The following is a 22,518-nucleotide window of genomic DNA, read 5'->3' on the forward strand; positions in this document are numbered from 1 at the left end:
CGAGGGCGGGCGCCGGTCGGCCGCATCGGGCCGGCAAGGCCCGCGATGCCGCCGACCATTCGCACAGCGTCGTCGTCCATCACCGCGGCTTCGCCACCGCGCCGTCGACTCAGGCGTGCCCGCCGGCCTGCGGCGTCGACGCTTCCAGCGCCTCGAGCTCGTGCGAGACCGCCTCGGGCGATCGCGTGTACTTCGCGAGCAGCACGTAGAACGCGGGCACGACGAACAGCGACAGCAGCGTGGAGAAGGCGACGCCGAAGATCACGACGATGCCGATCGCGCCACGGCTCGCCGAGCCGGGGCCGCCCGCGAGCACCAGCGGCACCGCGCCGACGATGGTCGCGATCGAGGTCATCAGGATCGGGCGCAGGCGCACCGAGGAACTCTCGACGATCGCCTCGTGGATCGTGCGGCCCTCGTCGCGCAGCTGATTTGCGAACTCGACGATCAGGATGCCGTTCTTCGCGGCGAGGCCCACCAGCATCACGATGCCGATCTGGCTGAAGAGGTTGAGCGTTCCGCCGGTGAGCCACAGCCCCAGGAGCGCGCCCAGCACGCCCAGCGGCACGGTGAGCATGATCACCAGCGGATGCACGAAGCTCTCGAATTGCGCGGCGAGCACCAGGAACACCACCAGCAATGCGAGCGCGAAGGTGAGCACCACCGCGCCGCCGGCCTGCCGGTACTCGCGCGACTCGCCCTTCCAGTCGATCTGCGCCTGCTGCGGCAGCGTCTCGCGCACCGACTGCTCGAGGAAGCCGATCGCGTCGCCCATCCGGTAGCCCGGGCTCAGGCCGGCACTGAGGGTGATCGCGCGCAGCCGGTTGAAGCGGTTGAGGCTGCCGGGCTCGGCGATCTCGGTGAGCGTGACGAGGTTCGACAGCGGCACGAGTGCGCCATCGCGACCGCGCACCTGGATCGCCTGCAGGTCGGCCGGCGAGGCACGCGCCGCCCGGTCGCCCTGCACCATCACGTCGTATTCCTCGCCGTTGCGGACGAACGTGGTGACGCGACGCCCGCCCATCATCGTCTCCAGCGCATGGCCGATGTCCTGCACGCTGACGCCGAGGTCGGCGGCGCGCGCGCGGTCGATCTGCACGTGCATCTGCGGCCGCGTCTCCTTGTAGTCGGAGTCGACGCCGGAGAAGCCCGGATGGCGCTCCATGCGCGCCTGCAGCGCGTCGCGCCACTTCACCAGCTCGCCGTAGTCCGGGCCGCCCAGCACGATGTTCACCGGCTGCCCGCGCGAGCGCACGAGGCCGCCGCTCACCTGCGCCGCCACGCGCACGCCGGGCAGCTTGCCGAAGTCCTTCTTCAGGCTGTCGGCGATGTCCGCGGTGCTGCGCGTGCGCTTGTCCCAGTCCTGCAGGAACACGGCGATGCGGCCGGTGTGCATCTCCTCGCTGGCGCCGAAGCCGCCGGGCACGCGCGGGTTGTAGCGCTGGATCTCCTTCCCCGGGCCGGTGCGCGCGGCGATGATGCGCTCGACCTGCTTGACCTGCCCGACGGTGTAGTCGAAGCCCGCGCCTTCCGGCCCGGTGATGGACACCTGGAACGAGCCGCGATCCTCCGCCGGCGCGAGCTCGGATGGCACGAACTTGAACAGCACGAAGCTCGTGGCCAGCGCGGCGACCATCAGCGCGCCGAACAGCCACGGCCGCTCGACGGTGCGATCCAGCAGCCGGCGGTAGCGGGCGCTGGTCGCGTCCAGGCGCGCCCCCACCCAACGCGTCACCGGGTTCGCCTTCTCCTCGCTGTGCGGACGCACCAGCTTGGAGGACATCATCGGCGTGAGCGTGAGCGCGACGAAGGCCGACAGCGCGACCGCACCGGCGAGCGCGACCGACAGCTCGCGGAACAGCCGGCCGGTATTGCCCTGCATGAAACCGATCGGCAGGAACACCGAGACCAGCACCGCGGTGGTCGCGATCACGGCGAACGAGACCTGCTTGGTGCCGCGTGCCGCCGCCACGAGTCGCGGCTCGCCGAGGTCGGCGCGCCGCTGGATGTTCTCGAGTACCACGATCGCGTCGTCCACCACCAAGCCGATGCACAGCACCAGCGCGAGCAGCGTCAGCAGGTTGATCGAGTAGCCGAATGCGTACAGCGGGATGAACGCGGCGATCAGGCAGACCGGCACGGTGACCGCCGGGATGAGCGCGGCGCGGAAGCTGCCGAGGAACAGCCAGATCACCACGAGAACGAGGATGATCGCCTCGGCGAGTGTGTGGTAGACGCGCTCGACCGCCGCATCGATGAACGTCGTGGTGTCGAAGGCGACGAAGATGTCGGTGCCGGTCGGCAGCGTCGGCTGGATCTCCGCGACGGCGTCGCGCGCGGCGCGTGCGACGTCCAGGCTGTTCGCCGTCGACGTCTTGATGATGCCCAGGCCGATGTTGTTCTCGCCGTTGCTGCGGTAGTAGGCGCGCCGCTCGGCGGTGGTGAGCTCCACGCGCGCCACGTCGCCGAGGCGCACGACGTAGCCGTCCGCACCCTTCTTCAGCGGAATCTGCGAGAAGTCCTGCGGCTTCTGGTAGTTGCGGGCCACGCGCAGGGTGAAGTCGCGGGTGGCGGACTCGATGCGGCCGGCCGGCAGTTCCACGTTCTCGGCGCGCAGCGCGGCCTCGACGTCGTTGGCGGTCACGCCTCGCGCCGCCATCGCGTCGCGGTCGAGCCAGACCCGCATCGCATAGCGCTGCTGGCCGCCGATGCGCACCTGCGCCACGCCCTCGAGCGAGGCGAGCCGGTCCACGACATAGCGGTCGGCGTAGTCCGACAGCTGCAGCGTGTCCATGCTCTTGGAGCTCATGTTGAGCCAGATGATCGGGTCGGCGTCGCTCTCCACCTTCGCGATCTGCGGCGCGTCGGCCTCCTCCGGCAGGCGATCGACGACGCGGCTCACCGCGTCGCGCACGTCGTTCGCAGCGGCCTCCATGTCGCGCGAGAGCGTGAATTCGATCGAGATGGCGGAACGGCCATTGACGCTGCGCGACTCGATCGTCTCGACGCCCTCGATGCCCGACAACGCGTCCTCCAGCACCTGCGTGATGCGCGTTTCGACGACACCGGCGGACGCGCCGGGATAGCCCACGTCGACCGACACCACCGGCGGGTCGATCGCCGGCAGCTCGCGCAGCGTGAGGCGCGCGAAGGCCATCACGCCCAGGGTGATGAGCAGCAGGCTCATCACGGTCGCGAAGACGGGGCGGCGGATCGAGAGGTCGGACAGGTTCATCGCGGAAGGTTCCGGCGCGGCGCGCGAAGGCGCGGACGGGAGCGGTTCCGGCGCGCCGCTTCCAGCGAAGCGCGGCCGGTCGCGGGCATCAGGCGGACGGCCGTCGCGGCGCGGCCGACGGCTCGGCGATCTTGGCGCCGGGCTTCAGCTTGCCGGTGCCGTCGACGACGATGCGGTCGCCCGGCGCGAGGCCGGAGACCACTTCGACGCGACCGCCGACACGCGTGCCCAGCTCGACATCCGCACGCTCCGCGCGGCCGTCGCGCACGCGGAAGACGTACGACTCGCTGCCGACCTGCACGATCGCGATCTCCGGCACCAGCATCGCCGGGCGCGGCGCGCGCGCCACCTCGACCCGCAGCAGCATTCCGGGGCGCAGCACGCGGTCGGGATTGGCGAAGCGGCCGCGCACGGTGACCGCACGGCTCGCGGGATCCACGCGCGCGTCGAGCGTGTCGACCGTGCCGTCGAAGCGGCGGTCCGGATACGCTGCGGCGATGCCGCCGAGCCCCTGGCCGGGCGCGACCTGCGCCAGCTGCGTCTCCGGCACCGGGAAGTCGACGAACACCGTGGAGAGGTCGTCGAGCGTGGTGATCACGGTTCCTGGCGTCACCAGCGAGCCGGGGCTCACCTGGCGCAGGCCGAGAACGCCGCCGAACGGCGCGCGGATCACGCGATCGGCAAGTTGCGCACGCACCTGCGCGACGCGGGCGTTCGCGGCGTCGCGGGTGGCGCGCTGGGTGTCGAGCTGGGACCGCGCGATAAGTTGCTGCGCGGCGAGTTCGGACTGCCGGCGGTAGAGCTTGTCCGCCTCGCTGGCCGACGCCTCCGCCTCGCGCAGCTGCGCCGACTCGGCCTGCCCGCTGAGCGTCACGAGTGGCGCGCCGGTGCGCACCACGTCGCCGCTGTCGAAATGCACCGCCTGCACCTTCTCGGAGACGCTCGCGGTGATGGACACCGACTCGCGCGCGCGCACGGTGCCGAGTGCCTGCAGCGTGTCCGCGAACGGCTCGCTGCGCACAATGCCGGTGGTGACGGTGACCGGCCGGTCGCCCCCACCCGGTCCGCCCGGCCCGCCGCCGGAACCGGGACCGGCCGCTTGCGGCGACTTGCCGCAGCCGGCGACTGCAAGGACGACGAGGAGCGCGAACGCGGGAATCGGTCGCATGCGGAGGGGGTCTGCGGGGGACCCTCGATTATGCCCACCGACCCGGGAACGACCCGTGTCATCGGTCCTGCCGCGCGGGGCCGGTATCGCATCGCTGCGTTGCAGCGATGGGGTCAACACGCCTTGAAACGACGACGCCGGCCCGAAGGCCGGCGTCCGTGGATCGTGCAGGCGGGCCGATCAGGCCGGCTGCCACTGCCCCAGTGCGGCGAGGCCGTTGTCGCGGGCCCGCGCGAACACCGTCTGCTGCGCGGCGGCGTAGTTGCCCTGCATGTCCTGCGCCCACAGCTTGAGCGCCGCCTGCTGCATGGCGCGACCGTACGAGAACGACAGCGGCCACGGCAGGTTGCCGACGCGGTTCATCGCATCGAGGTGCGCGGTCGCGTCGTGGTCGGACTGGCCGCCCGACAGGAAGACGATGCCCGGCAGCGTCGCCGGCACGGTCGACTTCAGGCAGCGCAGCGTGGCCGCCGCGACTTCCTCCGCCGACGCCTTCTCCGCCGAATCGGTGCCGTGGATGACCATCGAGGCCTTCAGGATCGTGCCGTCGAGCATCACGTTCTGCTCGTACAGCGAGCCGAACAGCGAGCGCAGGACGACTTCCGTCACCTCGTAGCACATGTCGATGTCGTGGCTGCCGTCCATGATCACCTCCGGCTCCACCATCGGCACCAGGCCCTGCTCCTGGCAGAGCGCGGCATAGCGGGCGAGCGCGTGGCTGTTCGCCTCGATGGCCGTGCCGGTCGGGATGTCGTCGCCGATGTTGATCACCGCGCGCCACTTCGCGAAGCGGGCGCCGAGGCGGTAGTACTCCTCGAGGCGCGCGCGCAGGCCGTCGAGGCCTTCGGTCACCACCTCGCCCGGGAATCCGGCGAGCGGCTGCGGGCCCTTGTCGACCTTGATGCCCGGGATCATTCCGTTCGCCGTCATCAGGTCGGCGAAACGCGTGCCGTCCTTCGTCGACTGGCGCAGCGTCTCGTCGTACAGGATCGCGCCCGAGATGTACTGGCTCAGGTTCGGCGTCGTGAGCAGCAGCTCGCGGTAGGCCCGACGGTTCTCTTCGGTGTTCTCGATACCGACGCCGGCGAAACGCTTGGCGATGGTGTTCGTCGACTCGTCGATCGCGATGATGCCCTTGCCCGGGGCGACCATCGCCTGGGCGGTCTCGGCAAGCTGTTCGATGCTCATGAGGGTCCTTGGGAGCGGCTGGGAAAGACGCCCATTATAGCCGGTTCAGCCAAGGTGCCGTTTCGAAACAGGCACTTACGCCGCCTTCACGGGTCGGATGGTGCCGGCGCCCGCATCCGGTCAGCGCGTGTAGCGGTCCGCGGGCTGCGGCAGCGGGCGCTCGTTCTGCCCCGTGTTGAGCCGCCAGCGCGTCTCGTAGAGGTCGCGCAGGATGCTGCTCCACTGCTTGCCCTTCCCCAGCGCGCGGGCCACGTCGCCCGCCTGGCACTGCCGCCCCGCCGCGGAGCCCTTGCCGTCGAACTCGACGGTGGTCGCGGTCAGCGTGCGCGCCGCATCGGCGACGGGCGTGAAGCGCCACGTCGACACCGCCGCGGCCGAGGCCTGCGCGAAAGCCTCGATGGCCTGGCGCTTCGCGAGCGGCGATCGGCTGCTCGCCGCGGCATCGAGCGTGCGGAATCCCGACGTCGAACCGTCCGGCTCGATCACGTAGGCGAGCGTCACGCAGCCGGTGACGCCGCGCGCGGCGAGATCGGCGGGATACGGCACGGGTGTCGGGACCGACACGGGCGTCCAGTACGACGCGAGTTCGGCCGGCGCGGCGACGCGCGGGGCATCCGTGGCGGGCTCGCCCGCGACGGCCTGGGTGGCGACGAGGAACCCGCAGCACAGCAGCAGACGACGCATGACCCGCTCCCTGGCGATGAACGACTCCGGCGAATCTACGCGCGCCGCAGTCCGGCGCCAACTACAGCTCGCCGAGCCCCTCGGCCTTGCCGCCCGGGCCGATCTGCAGCAGCCGCAGCGTATTGGTGGCGCCGTGCTGCTGCATGATCTCGCCGCTGGTGAAGATGATGCGGTCGTCTTCCTGCAGCAGGCCCATCTCGAACAGCGACTTGGCCGACGCGCGCGCGGCGATGCCGGCCGTCATGCCGGCGCTCTCGAACGGCAGCGCGGTGACGTCGCGCATCAGCGCCATGCGGCGACGCGCGGCGTCGTCGCCCGACAGCGCGATGATCTGCGCCGGCGAGCGGAAGCGCGACAGGAAGCGCGGCGTGCCGCCCGATTCGGTGATGGCGACGATCGCGCGCACGCCGATGTGCTCGGACAGGAACATCGCGGCCATCGCGATCGCCTGGTCGGCGCGGTCCAGGCCCCGCGGCGCCTTCTCGAAGTCGGTGTCGTGCGAGAACTGGCGCTCCGCGCCGAGGCAGACGCGGGCCATCGCCTCCACCGCCTTCAACGGGTACTTACCCGCGGCCGTCTCCTGCGACAGCATCACCGCGTCGGTGCCGTCGATCACCGAGTTCGCGACGTCGAGCACCTCGGCGCGCGTGGGGATGGGGCTGTCGACCATCGACTGCAGCATCTGCGTCGCGGTGATCACCACGCGGTTGCAGAGCAGCGCCTCGCGGATGATCTTCTTCTGCAGGCCGGGCAATTCCGCGTCGCCGATCTCGACGCCGAGGTCGCCGCGCGCCACCATCACCACGTCGGATGCCTCGACGATCTCGTGCAGGTTCTCGATCGCCTCGGCGCGCTCGATCTTCGAGACCAGCGCCGCGTTGCTGCCCGCTTCCTGGGCGATGCGGCGCGCGTCGTGCATGTCCTGCGCATTGCGGCAGAACGAGACGGCGATGAAGTCGACGCCGATCTGCGCGGCGACCTTGATGAGTTCCTCGTCGTTCGGCGTGAGTGCGCCGAGCGACAGGCCACCACCCTGCTTGTTGAGGCCCTTGCGGTTCGACAGCGCGCCATCGTTGAGCACCGTCGAGATGATGCGCTCGCCTTCTACGCGGTCGACCTGCAGTTGCAGCATGCCGTCGTCGAGCAGAAGCGTGTCGCCCGGCACGACGTCGCCCGGAAGGCCGAGGTAGCTCACGCCGACCTCGCGCGTGGTGCCGAGCGGCGCGTCCTCGCGGGCGACGAGGTCGAAACGGTCGCCGGCCTTCAGCTCGACGCGATCGTTCTCGAACTTCTCGATGCGGATCTTCGGGCCCGGCAGGTCGGCGAGGATGCCGACCTCGCGACCGACCCGATGCGCGGCCTCGCGCACGGCTTCGGCACGCGCCACCTGTGCGGAGGGATCGCCATGGGAGAAGTTCAGGCGCACGCAGTCGACACCGGCGCGCAGCAGCGCATCGAGCACACCCGGCGGATCGGTGGCCGGGCCCAGCGTGGCGAGGATCTTGGTACGACGCGTCGTGTGACTCATGCAGCGGCAGCTCCCTGTTCAGACCGGGAACCTAGCACGGGTGCCGCGGCACGCGCGTCGTATTCGATTTCAGCCCGCGAGCAGCGGCAGTTCGCCCGGTGCGGCCGCCAGTCGCGTCGCGCCGGCCGCCTGCAGCTCGTCCGCATCGCCGAACCCCCACAGCACGCCGATGCCGCGCATGCCGTGGTGCACCGCGCCCTCCATGTCCATGCGGCGGTCGCCGATCATGGTGCACTCGGCGGCCGACGCGCCCAACCGGTCGAGCGCTTCGGCGATGAGCTCGGGCTTGTGGCTCAGGCGGCCGTCGAGCGTGGCGCCGACGATCTCCACGAAGCGGTGCCCGAACGGCAGGCTCGCCAGGATCTTGCGCGCATGCGGTTCGTTCTTGGCGGTGACGACGGCGAGGCGATGCCCCGCCGCATGCAGTGCCTCGATCGTCTCCGGGATGTCCGGATAGACGTCGTGCTCGGCCCAGCCGTGCGTCTCGTAGCGGTCGCGATAGTGCAGCACTGCCGCTTCGACACGCGCCTCGTCCCCGAGCAGCGGCGCGAAGCTCACGCGCAGCGGAGGTCCGATCCAGCTGCGCAGTGTCGCGTCGTCCGGCACGGCCTCGCCGAGCTGTTCGAATGCGTACGCCGCGCAGCGGGTGATGCCGACGGCCGAGTCGATCAGCGTGCCGTCGAGGTCGAAGAGCAGCGTCGCCATCAGCCCGCGCGCGCCGCCAGCGCGGCGACCGCCGGCAGTTCCTTGCCTTCCAGGAACTCGAGGAACGCGCCGCCGCCCGTGGAGATGTAGCTCACGCGATCGGCGATGCCGTACTTGTCGACGGCCGCGAGCGTATCGCCGCCGCCCGCGATCGAGAACGCGGCGCCGTCGGCGATCGCACGCGCGAGCGCCTCGGTGCCCTTGCCGAACGCATCGAATTCGAAGACGCCGACGGGGCCGTTCCACACCACGGTGCCGGCCTTCGCGATGATCGCCGCGTACTGCGCCGCCGTGGCCGGACCGATGTCGAGGATCATGTCGTCCTCGCCGACGGCGTCCACTGCCTTCACCGTCGCCGGCGCATCGGCCTTGAACTCCGGCGCCACGACGACGTCGACCGGCAGCGGGATCTCCGCGCCGCGCGCCTTGGCCTGCTCGATGATCTGCTTCGCGGTATCGACGAGGTCGCGTTCGACCAGCGACTTGCCGACGCCGTGTCCCATCGCCGCGATGAAGGTGTTCGCGATGCCGCCGCCGACGATCAGCTGGTCGACGCGCGGCACGAGGTTGCCGAGCAGCTCGAGCTTGGTCGACACCTTGGAGCCCGCGACGATCGCGAGCAGCGGGCGCGCCGGGTGCTCGAGCGCCTTGGCCAGTGCATCGAGCTCGGCCATCAGCAGCGGGCCGCCGCAGGCGACCTTCGCCTGGCGGATCACGCCATGCGTGGAGGCCTGCGCGCGGTGGGCGGTGCCGAAGGCGTCCATGACGAAGACGTCGCAGAGATCGGCATAGGCCTTCGACAGCGCCTCGTCGTCCTGGCCTTCGCCGACGTTCATGCGGCAGTTCTCGAGCATGACGATGCGGCCGGGCTGCACGTCGACGCCGCGGGTCCAGTCGCGGACGACGGGCACGTCGACGCCGAGCAGTCCGGACAGGCGCGCGGCCACGGGCGCCAGCGAGTCGGCTTCGCTGAAGACGCCTTCCTTCGGCCGCCCGAGGTGCGACATCACCATCACCGCGGCGCCCTTCTCCAGCGCCATGCGCAGCGTGGGCAGCGCGGCCTGGATGCGCTGCTCGGAGGTAATGCGGCCGTCGCTGATCGGCACGTTGAGATCCTCGCGGATCAGCACGCGCTTGCCGGCGAGGTCGAGGTCGGACATGCGGAGGAGGGCCATGGCGGTCTCTGGTCGGGAAGGAAAGCCGCCGGCACCCGCGACGGGTCGCGGCCGGGCCGGCGGAAGCCGCCTATTGTCGCCGCGACCGGCGTGTCGCGTCAGTCGACGGGCGAGGCCGGCTCGCGCAGCAGGCGCAGGGCGAAGGCGCCGACCAGCAGCACGCCCAACGCCAGCACGCCCCAGAGGCTCCACGTCTTCCAGTCCACCGGGCGCCGCAGCGCGGCATCGCCGCCCCGCTCGCGCGCCGGGCCGAGATGGGCCTCGCCCGGCCGCGTGCGCGCATCGAGCGCCGCCGCGACCGGCCGGCGTTCGCGGTGCGCGGTCGCGCTGCCCGCGACGAGGGTGTACGGCCGCGTGCCCCCCGCAAGGAAGACGAGGCGCTCGGGCACGTAGCCGAGCTCGAGATGCGGTGGCGTGCCGTCGGTCTCGGCGGTGAGCCGCCAGTGCCGGTCGCGGAGCGAGCGGTCGAAGACGCGTGGCGGCGAGCGGCGCGTGCCGACGCGGTAGGCCACCCAGCCGTTCGCGCGGTCGATCCAGTGCCCCTCGCCGTCGCGGCTCTGCAGGCGCCAGCGGCGCGCGTCGTTGTCGGGGACGTCGACGTCGACCCAGCCCACCGGCACGCGGGCGGGCAGGTCGAAGTCGAAACTGCGACCCTCGCCGCGCGGCGCGAGGCGCAGCCACGTGGGCGCCGGTGCGACGTCCGCGGCGATCTCGACATCGACGCGATCGATGGCAGGCAGCGGCGCGTCGACGGACTCCGGCACGAGGCGCAGGTAACGCGGCAGCGCGGTCGCGACGTCGAGCGCGAGCCGATCGAGCACAAGGCGACGCCCGCCCTGCCGGATGTCCACGAGCCGTCCGCGCCCGAGCGAGGTCCAGGCGTCGAAGTCCTCGCTGCCTTCGATGCGGTAGGCGCCGTCGATCGCGGCACCGTCGCGCCAGTGCAGGTCGAGCGCGACGAGCGTCGGGCGTGCACCGCGCACGGGCACGAGACCCGAGGCGTCGACGAGCAGCGCACGGGCCGCGGCCTGCGTGGAAGTCGCGCCGGAACGCAGTCCGCGCAGGCGGCCTTCGGCGTCGATGTCGGCGATCACCTGCCAGTCGCGCGACGCGCCGTCGCCCGGCGAGGGCATCGCGTACCAGGCCGCGGCGCGGCGCTGCGTCGACCGCGCGCCCGCCGGTGGCAGCACGTCGGCGGGCACCGGCCGGCCCTTCGCGTCGAGCACGTCGAGGTCGCGGAGGTCGGCGCGCTGGATCGCACGGTAGACCTCGGGCGTGAGGTCGAGCGCGTACGCGCCGGCCGCGGCATCGGGAGCCTCGATCGGCCATTGCGTCGCATAGTCGGCGGACGACGCGGTCGCGAGCGGCATCGCGGCGAGGAACAGGACGGCCAGCAGCTTCATGCGACGGCCTCCGTCTCGCGCGGCGGCACGGGCGCGAGGTAGCCGACGGCGGTGCACAGCAGGCCGAAGGCGATGAACGAGCCGATGCCGAGCAGGTCGCCGAGGTACTGGCGGTCGACCAGCACCAGCTTGCCGAGCACGACGGCGAGCAGCACCGCGCCGGCCTGCCACAGTTCGCGCCGCTGGCGACGCGAACCCGAGACCCAGGCGAGCATGCCCATCAGGCTCCACAGCACGGTGAGCGACGTCTGCACCAGGCCGGTCGAGAACATCGACGCGTCCCAGGCGACGCCGCCCCAGTGGTGCACCGCACGCAGGACGATCGACGTCGCGAACGCGAACACCGCACCGGCCACGAGCGGGCGCAGGCCGCGCTCGTGCGCTGCAAGGCGCCACGCGAGCACCAGCATGCCGAGCTGCGCGAGCTCCAGCGGATTCACGAGCGGCACGTGCGGCAGCGGCGCGCTGCCGGCTTCGAGGAACAGTCCCACGACGAACGATGCGCCGAGCAGGGCGCCGACGAGGCGCGCGAAGCCGTCCTGCCAGTGCGCGAAATCGTCCGCATCGAACGGCAACGCGAGCCGCTGCGGGCGGAACGCCAGCGTCGCCCCGAGCGCGAGCCAGGGCAGCACCGCGCCGGCATAGCGCCAGGCATCGCCGAGGCGCGCATCGTCCGCGGCGACGAACAGCGAGATCGACGCCAGCAGCGCCGCTGACGCCCACGCGGCCACGTGCGCCCAGCCGCGCGACGACGAAGCCTCGTCGCGCAACTGCGCCGACACGCGCCACGCGACCACGCCGAACGCGAGCCACGCCAGGCCGCCGAGGCCGGCGAGCGGCTGGTGGTGCGCATCGGCCTGCCACCACACGAGCGCGAGCGGGGCGACGAGCGCCATCGCCCCTGTGAGCGACAAGGCACGCGCGGGCAGCCGTCGCGCGACCTCGGACGCGACGAGCCCGGTCAGCAGGGCAAGCCCGAGCACGGCATCGGGCTGCAGCCGCGACGGCACGCTGCGGTCGATCTCGAACAGGGCCGCGCCGAGCCACCAGGCCAGCGCCCAGACGTAGGCAGCCGCTGCGCCGCCCTGCGCCTCGTGCCGGCGCGCGGCCAGGGCGGTGGCGAAGCCCGCGACGGCGATGAGCAGTGCGGTCATGACCGTCGAGTTCAAGACGGCCGGCATGCTCGCGGGCGCATCCGGCGCGACTGCGAACGCGGCGGCGCCGACGAGTTGCAGCGCCAAGCCTGCGAGCTGCGGCAGCGAGCGCGACTGTCGAAGTCCCAGCCAGACCAGTCCCGCGCCTTCCAGGGCGAACACCGCGGCCGTCGCGCGCGCCGACAGGGCCAGCGGCACGGCCAGCGTCGCGAAGCCGATCGCGAGCACCGCGTACGGCGCCACGAGGGCCGCGAAGGTCGCGCGCCCGCGCAGCACGGCGGCGAGCAGCGCGTAGACCGCGGCGACGCCCAGCGCGCAGAACGCGAGTTGCATCGGCTCGCCGCGCAGCAGTCCCGCCTGCAGCGCGAAGGCGACGAGCGGCGTGCCGAAGACGAGGCTGCCGTCGAGGATCCGACGCTGCACGGGGCCCTTCGCCGCGGAGTAGAGGATCGGGATCGCGAGGTACATCGCGAAGAACAGCACGAGGAACGGCTCGGTCGTCGCGAAGTCCTCGGGCCGGTAGCGCAGCGCGCCCCAGAGGCTGCCGATGCCGAACGTGAAAGCGAAGCCCATCAGGTTGAGCAGCCGCCACGGGCGACGCCAGGCGATGGCGACGATGCCGCCGTTCAGCACCGCGTAGTAGCCGAACAAGGCGACGTGGTTGCCCTCGCCCGTCGACAGCCAGATCGGCGCGAGGAAGCCCGCCAGCACGCCGAGCACCGCGAGCGCGAGCGATTCCTGACGCACCGCGAGGACGCCGAGCCCGGCGACCAGCGCGACACTGAGCCCGAACGCCGCACCGACGCTCACCAGTGCGTAGAGCTTCGCCGCGGCGAACAGCACGAGCAGCAGCACGCCCACGGCGCCGCCCTGCAGCACCAGGCCGAACATGCGGCGCTCGATCCGCTGGCACCAGCCGAAGCCGAGCGCCGCGATCGCCGCGAGTGCGATGCCCGCGAGCCGCAGTTCGATCGGCAGCCGCAACAGGCCTTCGTCGGCCGCGTACTTGAGAAGCGCGGCCACGCCGGCGAACAGCACGAGCATGCCCACCTTGGCCGGCAGGTTGCCTTCGGTGAACCAGCGGCGCACGGCGTCGGTCGCGCGCTCCGCGAAGCGGGGCGGCGCCGGTACGTACGGCCGGGGCGGCTCGCGACGCGGCGGCACACGCGGCGCCTCGGGCGGCAGCGGCGGCGGACCGGAGACGGGGGGTGCGGCCGCACGTATCGGCGGTGGCGGCATCACCGTCGGCTCGACCGGCCGCGCAGGCGCGACGGGCGGCGTACGCACCAGGTCCGCCAACGTGGGCTCGTCGCGCTGCGGCGTGCTCGCCGGCGCCTGGCGCAATTCGAACAGCTCGCGCTCCACGGCATCGACACGCGTGCGCAGGCGCAACACCGCGACGATCAGCACCACGAGTAGAACCGGCACGGCGAACACCGCCAGTGCCACGATCGCGATCAATCCTTCCATCGCCCTTCCCCATTCCCCAACCGCGCGAAACGCGGCGCCGCCACGCTAGCACGCGCCCCCGGCCGCCGCGTGCGGGCCGCCCCACGCCGCACCGTCGGCGCCGCAAACGACGAGCCCCGCTTTCGCGGGGCCCGTTGCACGCACAGGGACGGATCGCTCAGCCGCGGGCGACCACGCGCGCCATCTCGAGGCACTTGTTGGAATAGCCCCACTCGTTGTCGTACCACGAGACGAGCTTGACGAAGGTCGGATCGAGCGCGATGCCGGCCTCGGCGTCGAAGATCGACGTCCGCGCGTCGCCGCGGAAATCGGTGGCCACGACCTTGTCCGTCGTGTAGCCCAGCACGCCCTTGAGCGCGCCTTCCGACTGCGCCTTCATCTCCGCGCAGATCTCCTCGTACGTCGCCGGGCTGTTCAGCTCGACGGTGAGGTCGACCACCGAGACGTCCGACGTCGGCACGCGGAAGCTCATGCCGGTCAGCTTCTTGTTGAGCTCGGGGATCACCACGCCGACGGCCTTCGCCGCGCCGGTGCTCGACGGGATGATGTTCTCGAGGATGCCGCGGCCGCCGCGCCAGTCCTTGTTCGACGGGCCGTCGACGGTCTTCTGCGTCGCCGTGGCGGCGTGCACCGTGGTCATCAGGCCGCGCTTGATGCCCCACTTGTCGTTGAGGACCTTCGCGAGCGGCGCGAGGCAGTTGGTGGTGCACGAGGCGTTCGAGATGATCTCCTCGCCCTTGTACGTCGCGTGGTTCACGCCGTAGACGAACATCGGCGTGTCGTCCTTCGACGGCGCCGACAGGATCACCTTCTTCGCGCCGGCCTGCAGGTGCTTGGACGCGGTGGCCTTGTCCAGGAACAGGCCGGTGGATTCGATGACGACGTCGGCGCCGACCTCGTCCCACTTCAGGTTCGCGGGGTCGCGCTCCTGCGTCAGGCGGATCGTCTGGCCGTTGACCACGAGCTGGCCGTTCTCGATCGAGACGTCCGCGTCGAAACGGCCATGCACGGAGTCGTAGCGCAGCATGTAGGCAAGGTAGTCGGGCTCGAGCAGGTCGTTGATCGCGACGATCCGGATGTCGTCGCCGAAGTTCTGCACGGCCGAGCGCAGCACGTTGCGGCCGATGCGGCCGAAGCCGTTGATGCCTACCTTGATCGTCATGGGGAGCTCCTGCGGAAAAGGGTCCGGACCGGGCCGGGATCGGCGCGAATTCTACCAGCGCGGGCCTGCCACGCCGGCGCGCGACGTGCTTTGAGAATGATCAAACGGCCGCTTGAACGACTGCGGAACATGGGCGCCAGTCCACCAAGGCCATCGCCATGAACCTGTCCACCGGTCGTACCCTCCTCGCCCTCGCACTCGCCGTCGCCGCCGCGCCCGCCTTCGCCCAGTCCAGGGGCGACTGGACCCTCGGCGTGGGCGTGCACCAGGTGAACCCGAAGTCCGACAACGGCGCGCTCGCCGGCGGCACCCTCCCGCTCGACATCGGCTCGAGCGTCCGCCCGACCATCACCGGCGAATACTTCGTCCGCGACGGCCTCGGCATCGAAGTGCTGGCCGCCTGGCCGTTCGAGCACGACATCGACGTCAAGGGCGTCGGCCGCGTCGGCCGCACCAAGCACCTGCCGCCGACGTTCTCCCTGCAGTACCACTTCAACAACGGGGGCAAGGTCGCCCCGCTGGTCGGCGTCGGCCTGAACTACACGACGTTCTTCGGCGAGGACACCACCGGCGCGCTCGCCGGCGCCAAGTTGTCGCTGGGCGACTCGTGGGGCGTGGCCCTGCATGCCGGCGTGGACGTCAAGCTCGGCGCGCGCGATGCGCTGCGCGTGGACGCTCGGTGGATGGACATCGACAGCACGGTGAAGGTCAACGGCGCCGACATGGGCAAGGCGCACATCGACCCGCTCGCTTACGGCGTCGCCTACGTCCGCACGTTCTGAGTCACGGAATCGTCGACGGGGCCTCGCGTACCATGACGCGATGACACGTCGACTTCTCGCCTCCCTGATTCTGTTCTGCCTCGCGCCCCCGGCCTTCGCCTGGGGCGCGCTCGGCCATCGCCTCGTCGCCGACCTCGCGCAGGACGAGCTGACCCCCGCGGCGCGCCGCGGCGTCGCGACCCTGCTGGAGGGCGAAAAGGACCCGACCCTCGCCGGCGTGGCCGCCTGGGCCGACGAGGTCCGCGCGAACGATCCCGTCCTCGGCAAGAAGAGCGCGCCCTGGCACTACGTCGGCGTGCATTCCGCTTCCTGCGATTACGCACCCGAAGCGGACTGCCCGGACGGCAACTGCGTCGTCGGTGCGATCGCGGCGCAGGCCGCGATCCTCGCCGACCGCCACCAGCCCGTCGACGCCCGCCGGATGGCGCTGAAGTTCGTCGTCCATTTCATCGGCGACGCGCACCAGCCGCTGCATGTGAACAATCGCGAGGACAAGGGCGGCAACGTCGTCCAGCTGCGAATCCCCGCCCCGAGCGGCGAGAAGGGCAGCAACCTCCATTCCCTCTGGGACAGCGGCATCCTGCAGCACGCGGGGCTCGACGAGGCCGGCCTGCTCGCACGCATCCGCGCCCGCCCGCTCGCGGTGGACGTCGCCGCCCCGGCCCTGCCCCCGCCCGCCGGCGACTGGGCGTCCGCGTCCTGCCGGATCTCCATGCGCCCCGGGCTGTACCCGCCGTCGACCACGGTCGACGAGGCCTACTACGCCGCCTGGACCCCATTGGTCGACGAGCAGCTGCGGCGCGCGGGCACCCACCTGGCCGGTGTCCTCAACGCCGCCTTCGCCCACTGACCGAGTCCGACCGAAGCGAACGGTTGCGCGGGGCCCGGCTGGGTTTACTCTTGCCGGGACGGCGGAGCCGGGGGAGCGTCGCCAGCGCACATGCAACTTGAAGAACGCGAGATCGAAGCCGACCAGGTGAGGCTGGGCATGTTCGTCTGCCGGCTGGATCGGCCGTGGACGGACACGCCGTTTCCCCTCCAGGGCTTCTACGTGCGCGAGCTCTCCCAGATCGAGACGCTGCGCAACGCGTGTCGCCGGGTGTGGATCGACGTCGAACTGAGCCGCCGCGGCGGCTATCGCGGCCACGCGCCGTCGGTCGCGGTGCAGGCCCCGGTGCTCCCCGATACGCGGATCGGCAGCACCGTCTACGAGAACACGGTCGACTTCGACCACGAGATCCCGATCGCCCGCGAGGCACTGGAAATCGCCGCCTCGACGATCGCGGGCATGATCCAGCAGGCGCAGGGCGGGCATGCGGTCACGCCCGAGATCGCGCACGCCGCGGCGCGGCCGATCATCGGCAGCGTCCTTCGCAATGCGGACGCGATGTTCTGGCTGAACGCACTGCGGCGCCGCGAAGGCTATGCCTACACCCACGCGCTCAACTGCGCGGCTCTTGCCGCCGCGTTCGGCCGCCATCTCGGATTGCCCGAGGCGTTCCTCAGCGAGCTGACCATCGGCGCGATGCTGATGGACATCGGCAAGACGCAGGTCTCCGACACGTTGCTGTCGCACCCGGGCCCGCTCGATCCGATGTCGATGGCCCGCGTCCGTCGCCACGTGGAGCTGGGCACGCAGCTGCTGGCCGACGGCGGCTTCGGCCCGGTGGCTCGGGAAATCGTCGCCGGCCACCACGAGCGCGCGGACGGCAGCGGCTATCCGGTCCGGCAGGCCGGCGTGCAGATTCCTTTCCACGTCCGCATCGCGGCGATCGTCGACAGCTTCGACGCGATGACGACGGACCGCCCCTATGCACCGGGCCTGGCGCGCCACGTGGCGCTGCAGGAGCTCTACCGGTCGCGCACCACGCGGTATTACCCCGAGCTGATCGAGCAGTTCATCAGCTGCCTCGGCGTCTATCCCACCGGGTCGCTCGCCGAACTCAACACCGGCGAGGTGGTCGCGATCATGGCGCAGAACACCGCGCGCCGGCTGCGTCCGCGCGTGCTGGTGCTGACCTCGCCCGAGGGCGAACTGCTGCCGACGTTCCGCACGCTCGACCTCCTCGAAGCCTCCTACGACATCGAGATCCGGCGCCCGCTGCCCGACAAGCACGCCGGCATCGACATCGCGGAGCTCTACCTTTGAACCGTTCGGCGCTCGCCACGCGCCTCGAAGCGGTCCTCGAATCCTCCGCCGACACACCCGTCGGCATCATGCTGGTCCGCATCCAGCGCCTGCAGGAATTCCGCCTGCTGCACGGCTACGAGGCGAGCGACGCGGTCGGTCGCGCCGCACTCGCGCGCATCGCCGCGCAGTTGCGACCGCAGGACGAGCTGGTCCAGGTCTCCGAAAACGAGTTCATCGCGATGCTCCCCGGCCTGCTCAATGCCGGGCACGCCATGCTGGCCGGCACGCGCGTGGTGCGCGCCTTCGAGGAGCCCCTGCTGTTCGACCGCCATGCGGTGCAGACGCCGGTCGCGGTCGGCATCAGCGTGTCGCCCGACCACGGCCGCGATCCGACGGTCCTGCTGCGCCGGGCCGAGATCGCGCTCCGCGACGCCAAGCGCATGACCGAGCGATGCGCGCTCTACATCCCCGGCACCGAGCGCGCCATGGTGCCGTACGAGTCGCTGCACGATGCGCTGCGCGCGAACCGTCTCGAAGCGCACTTCGAGCCGATCCTCGACCTGCGTCGCAATGCGGTCTGCGGCTACGAGTCGCTGGCGCGCTGGAACGACGGCAGCAACGGCGCGATCCGCCCGGACGTCTTCATCCGGCTCGCCGAGGACACCGGCCTGATCGCCGAGCTGACGCGCTGGAGCCTCAACACCACGTTCCGGCATGCCGCCGGCATCCGTGCGCGCGACGGCCGCCTTCGCTTCTCGGTGAACATCTCGCCGCGCGTCTTCGGGCAGCGCGACCTCGTCGAGCAGATCACCGGCGCACTGGCGGTCTGGGACATGCCGGCCGACGCGGTGACGCTCGAGGTCACCGAGAGCGCGCTGATGGAAGACCCGCTCACCAGCATCGCGATGCTGCACGTCCTGCGCGAGGCGGGCCTCGGCGTCGCGATCGACGACTTCGGCGCGGGCTATTCGTCGCTGGCCTACCTCAAGCAACTGCCGGCGACCGAACTCAAGATCGACCGCAGCTTCGTGAGCGACATGCGGCAGGACATCCGCTCGTCGCGCGTGGTGCGCGCGATCATCGACCTCGGCCACCAGCTCGACCTGCAGGTCGTTGCCGAGGGCGTCGAGGACGCGGAGACTCTCGAAGTGCTCCGAGCGCTCGGCTGCGACCGGGCGCAGGGCTATCACATCGGTCGCTCGACGCCCGCCTCGCACCTGCTCGACCGCATCGCCACCGACTGAGCGTGGATGCGAAGACGGCGCCCGGAGGCGCCGTCGTCACTTCGCCAAGCGTCGTGATCAAGCCAACGAACGGGCCAGCTGCACCACGCGCTCGACCGTGAAGCCGAAGTGCGGGAAGAGCTTCTCGGCGGGCGCGCTCGCGCCGAAGCCGTGCATGCCGACGATCGCGCCGTCGAGGCCGACGTACTTGAACCAGTAGTCGGCCGTCGCCGCCTCGATCGCCACGCGACGGCGCACCGCGCGCGGCAGCACCGACTCGCGGTACTCGTCGGACTGGCGGTCGAACAGTTCCGGGCACGGCATGGAGACGACGCGCACGCCGTCGCCGAGCTGCTCGGCGGCCTGCGTGGCGAGGCCGACTTCCGAACCTGTCGCGATGAGGATCAGCTGCGGGGCGCCGACCGAATCCTTCAGCACGTAACCACCGCGCTCGATATCCGCGACCTGCTGCGCGCTGCGCGGCTGGTGCGGCAGGTTCTGGCGCGAGAAGACGAGGCAGCTCGGCCCGTCGTTACGCACGATCGCATGCTTCCACGCGACCGCCGATTCGACTGCATCGCACGGGCGCCAGACGTCGTTGTGCGGGATGTAGCGCAGCGAGGCGAGGTGCTCGATCGGCTGGTGCGTCGGCCCGTCCTCGCCGAGACCGATCGAGTCGTGCGTGTAGACGTGGATGACGTGCGCGCCCATCAGCGCGCTCATGCGCACGGCGTTGCGCGCGTAGTCGCTGAAGACGAGGAACGTGGCGTCGTACGGAATGAAGCCGCTGTGCAGCTCCAGCCCGTTGCAGATCGCGCTCATCGCGAACTCGCGCACGCCGAAGTAGATGTAGTTGGCGTTGGGGTCGTCGGTGGCGACCGACTTCGAACCCTTCCACAGGGTCAGGTTGGAATGCGCAAGGTCGGCGGAGCCGCCGACGAGCTCCGGCAGCAGCGGCGCGAACGCCTCGATCGCCATCTGCGAGGCCTTGCGCGAGGCGACCACCGGGCCTTCGGCCTGCAGCTTCGCGATGTAGGCATCGGCGTCGCGCACGAAGTTCTCGGGCAGCTCGGCGCGGATGCGCCGCGAGAGCTCGGCGGCCTCCTGCGGGAACGCGGCGGCGTAGGCGTCGAACGCCTGCTGCCACTGCGCCTCGCGCGCGGCGCCGCGGTCGGTCGCGCGCCAGGCGCTCGCGATCGGCTGCGGGATTTCGAAGTCGCCGCCGGTCCAGCCCAGCGCGGCGCGCGTGGCGACGATTTCGTCCTTGCCGAGCGGCGCGCCGTGGCTCGATTCCTTGCCGGCCTTCGCCGGGGAACCGAAGCCGATGGTGGTGCGGCAGCAGATGAGCGTCGGCTTGTCGCAGGACGCGATCGCCCGCTCGACCGCAGCCTTGATCGATTCGCCGTCATGACCGTCGACGCCGCGCACCACGTTCCAGCCGTAGGCCTCGAAGCGCCCCGGGGTATCGTCGGTGAACCAGCCGTCGGTATTGCCGTCGATCGAGATCTTGTTGTCGTCCCAGAACGCGACGAGCTTGCCGAGGCCCCAGGTGCCCGCCAGCGACGCGGCCTCGTGCGAGATGCCTTCCATCAGGCAGCCATCGCCCATGAAGACCCAGGTGCGGTGGTCGACGATCGAATGCCCGTCGCGGTTGAAGCGCTGCGCGAGCAGCTTCTCGGCGAGCGCCAGGCCGACGGCGTTGGCGAAGCCCTGGCCGAGCGGACCGGTCGTGGTCTCGACGCCCGGCGTCATGAAGTTCTCGGGATGGCCCGGCGTCTTCGACTCGAGCTGGCGGAAGTTGCGCAGGTCGTCGATCGAGAGGTCGTAGCCCGCGAGGTGCAGCAGCGCGTACTGCAGCATCGAGCCGTGGCCGTTCGACAGGATGAAGCGGTCGCGGTTGAACCAGCCCGGATTCGCCGGGTTATGGCTCAGGTAGTCGTTCCAGAGCACTTCCGCGATGTCCGCCATGCCCATGGGCATGCCCGGGTGGCCCGAGTTGGCCGCCTGGACGGCGTCCATGGCGAGGATGCGGATGGCGTTGGCGAGATCGCGACGGGTCGGCGTGGTCATGGACTCGGGGAGGCGGCGGGCGGGAGCCGTCTATTGTCCCATCCCGCGCCCTCCCCTGCCCGGCCGCTGGCCGGGTGCGGGCTCAGTGGCCCATGCCACCCGACTGCGGCAGGTTCTCCGGCAGTTCCGCCTCGCCGCTGCGATGCGAGACCACGACCGCGGTCGCAAGGTCGCCGGTCACGTTGAGCGAGGTGCGGCACATGTCGAGGAACGTATTGACGCCAAGGATGATGCCGATGCCCTGCGGCGGCAGGCCGATGATCCCGCAGATCATCGCGATCACCGGCAGCGAGCCCGACGGGATGCCGGCCGTACCGATGCCGCCGAGGATGCACAGCACGAGCACCAGCAGCTGCTTCACGAAGGACAGCTCGAGCCCGTAGACCTGGGCGAGGAACAGCACCGTGATGCCCTCGAACAGCGCAGTGCCGTGGTGGTTCGCGGACGCCCCGACGGTGAGCACGAAGCGGGAGACCTTGCGCGGCAGGCGCAGGTTCTCCTCGGCGACGCGCAGCGTGACCGGCAGTGTCGCGGTCGAGGACGCGGTGGCGAAGGCGGTCAGCGTCGCCTCCTGGCTGCCGCGGAAGAACGTCATCGGCGACATGCCGCCCATGAAGCGCACCCACAGCGGCAGGACGACGAAGCCGTGGATGGCGAGCGCGATCAACACCGTGGCGACGAACCAGCTCAGGCCGACGATCACGCTCCAGCCGAGCTGCGCGCACAGGATGAACATGAAGGCGAACACCGCGTACGGCGCGAGCCTGATGAACATGCCGATGAGGTGCATGCAGATCTCGAACAGGCCGTGCAGCGCGTTCTTGAAGGCCTCGGTGCCCGCGGTCGGCCGCATCACGAGGCCGATACCGATCATCAGTGCGAAGAAGACGATGCCGAGCTTCTGCTTGTCGTCCGCCATGGCGCCCACGACGTTGTGCGGCACGATGTTGACCAGCAGATCCATCAGGTTGAGCTCGTTGCCCTTGGTGACGATCTCGCCCGCTTTCGCGAGGTTGCTCGCCATCGCCTGCTGGATCAGCCCCGGCGGCAGGTGCAGGCCCGGCTGCATGACGTTGACCATGATCAGGCCGATGCCGACCGCTGCGGCCGTCATGCCCGCCGTATAGATCAGCGTGCGCCAGCCCAGGCGGCCGAGGCTGGCGATGTCGCCCAGCTCCGCGACGCCGAGCACGAGCGCCGAGAACATCAGCGGCACCACGAGCATGAAGAGCAGGTTGAGGAAGATCTGGCCGAACGGCTTGGCGACGTAGGTGATCACCGTCGAGACCCAGGCGGCGTCGGGCATCGTCGCGTGCACGACGAGGCCGACGATCGTGCCGAGCACGAAGCCCATCAGTACCTTCACGTGCAAGGGGAGCCCGCGCTTGGCGATGGCGTTCGGCGGCGTCGTGGCGTGCATGCGGCTCTCCCCTGCGTGAC

The 22,518-nt window shown here is 70.9% G+C and carries 16 protein-coding genes; 4 read left to right on the top strand and 12 right to left on the bottom strand.

Translation table 11 applies throughout. The features are described from left to right. Nucleotides 1–109: 109 nt before the first annotated feature. The 10 genes from ACY35P_RS04325 to gap all read right to left on the bottom strand — a co-directional run bounded on the left by ACY35P_RS04325 (nt 110) and on the right by gap (nt 14,872). Nucleotides 110–3,235: an efflux RND transporter permease subunit gene (locus ACY35P_RS04325; RefSeq protein ID WP_462114608.1), complete on the bottom strand. Its 3,126-nt coding sequence runs from the start codon at nt 3,233–3,235 to the stop codon at nt 110–112. An 88-nt stretch (nt 3,236–3,323) separates the two neighbouring features. Continuing rightward, nucleotides 3,324–4,403, bottom strand: coding sequence for an efflux RND transporter periplasmic adaptor subunit (locus ACY35P_RS04330; protein ID WP_462114609.1), 1,080 nt, complete (start codon nt 4,401–4,403; stop codon nt 3,324–3,326). Nucleotides 4,404–4,583: 180 nt separating this feature from the next. Beyond that, nucleotides 4,584–5,591 (bottom strand): class I fructose-bisphosphate aldolase, encoded by a 1,008-nt coding sequence (locus ACY35P_RS04335; RefSeq protein ID WP_462114610.1) that lies wholly within the window; start codon nt 5,589–5,591, stop codon nt 4,584–4,586. Nucleotides 5,592–5,711: 120 nt separating this feature from the next. Further along, the gene (locus ACY35P_RS04340; RefSeq protein ID WP_462114611.1) at nt 5,712–6,275 is read right to left on the bottom strand and encodes an energy transducer TonB; all 564 of its coding nucleotides are present in this window, start codon (nt 6,273–6,275) and stop codon (nt 5,712–5,714) included. Between the two features lie 61 nt (nt 6,276–6,336). After that, on the bottom strand, nt 6,337–7,803 hold the full coding sequence (pyk, locus tag ACY35P_RS04345) for a pyruvate kinase (protein WP_462114612.1): 1,467 nt from the start codon (nt 7,801–7,803) through the stop codon (nt 6,337–6,339). 69 nt (nt 7,804–7,872) lie between these two features. After that, nucleotides 7,873–8,508, bottom strand: coding sequence for an HAD hydrolase-like protein (locus tag ACY35P_RS04350; RefSeq protein WP_462114613.1), 636 nt, complete (start codon nt 8,506–8,508; stop codon nt 7,873–7,875). Further along, the gene (locus tag ACY35P_RS04355; protein WP_462114614.1) at nt 8,508–9,683 is read right to left on the bottom strand and encodes a phosphoglycerate kinase; all 1,176 of its coding nucleotides are present in this window, start codon (nt 9,681–9,683) and stop codon (nt 8,508–8,510) included. The genes ACY35P_RS04350 and ACY35P_RS04355 overlap by 1 nt, the downstream gene beginning before the upstream one ends. A gap of 98 nt (nt 9,684–9,781) precedes the next feature. After that, nucleotides 9,782–11,086: a DUF3999 family protein gene (locus tag ACY35P_RS04360; protein WP_462114615.1), complete on the bottom strand. Its 1,305-nt coding sequence runs from the start codon at nt 11,084–11,086 to the stop codon at nt 9,782–9,784. Beyond that, nucleotides 11,083–13,710 carry a DUF2339 domain-containing protein gene (locus ACY35P_RS04365; RefSeq protein ID WP_462114616.1) on the bottom strand — a complete coding sequence of 876 codons (2,628 nt, stop codon included), beginning with the start codon at nt 13,708–13,710 and terminating at the stop codon, nt 11,083–11,085. Before ACY35P_RS04365 ends, ACY35P_RS04360 begins: the two co-directional genes overlap by 4 nt. 157 nt (nt 13,711–13,867) lie before the next feature. Further along, the gene (gene gap / locus ACY35P_RS04370) at nt 13,868–14,872 is read right to left on the bottom strand and encodes a type I glyceraldehyde-3-phosphate dehydrogenase (RefSeq protein ID WP_462114617.1); all 1,005 of its coding nucleotides are present in this window, start codon (nt 14,870–14,872) and stop codon (nt 13,868–13,870) included. A gap of 158 nt (nt 14,873–15,030) precedes the next feature. Here gap and ACY35P_RS04375 point away from each other — a divergent pair, with 158 nt between their 5' ends. The 4 genes from ACY35P_RS04375 (at nt 15,031) to ACY35P_RS04390 (ending at nt 19,029) form a co-directional block, all read left to right on the top strand. Then, nucleotides 15,031–15,654: an OmpW/AlkL family protein gene (locus ACY35P_RS04375; protein WP_462114618.1), complete on the top strand. Its 624-nt coding sequence runs from the start codon at nt 15,031–15,033 to the stop codon at nt 15,652–15,654. A gap of 40 nt (nt 15,655–15,694) precedes the next feature. Continuing rightward, a complete protein-coding gene (locus ACY35P_RS04380) occupies nt 15,695–16,504 on the top strand; it encodes a S1/P1 nuclease (RefSeq protein ID WP_462114619.1) in 810 nt (269 codons plus the stop codon). Nucleotides 16,505–16,594: 90 nt separating this feature from the next. After that, entirely contained in the window at nt 16,595–17,803 is a 1,209-nt protein-coding gene (locus ACY35P_RS04385) for an HD-GYP domain-containing protein (protein WP_462114620.1), read from the top strand. Then, the gene (locus ACY35P_RS04390) at nt 17,800–19,029 is read left to right on the top strand and encodes a putative bifunctional diguanylate cyclase/phosphodiesterase (protein WP_462114621.1); all 1,230 of its coding nucleotides are present in this window, start codon (nt 17,800–17,802) and stop codon (nt 19,027–19,029) included. Before ACY35P_RS04385 ends, ACY35P_RS04390 begins: the two co-directional genes overlap by 4 nt. Before the next feature lie 57 nt (nt 19,030–19,086). On the opposite strand, the gene tkt is transcribed toward ACY35P_RS04390, so the two are convergent. Both tkt and ACY35P_RS04400 read right to left on the bottom strand, forming a co-directional pair. Next, the gene (gene tkt, locus ACY35P_RS04395) at nt 19,087–21,078 is read right to left on the bottom strand and encodes a transketolase (protein ID WP_462114622.1); all 1,992 of its coding nucleotides are present in this window, start codon (nt 21,076–21,078) and stop codon (nt 19,087–19,089) included. A gap of 82 nt (nt 21,079–21,160) precedes the next feature. After that, a complete protein-coding gene (locus tag ACY35P_RS04400) occupies nt 21,161–22,498 on the bottom strand; it encodes a dicarboxylate/amino acid:cation symporter (protein WP_462114624.1) in 1,338 nt (445 codons plus the stop codon). Between the last annotated feature and the right edge of the window lie 20 nt (nt 22,499–22,518).

The sequence above is a fragment of the Lysobacter xanthus genome, from assembly GCF_047159895.1.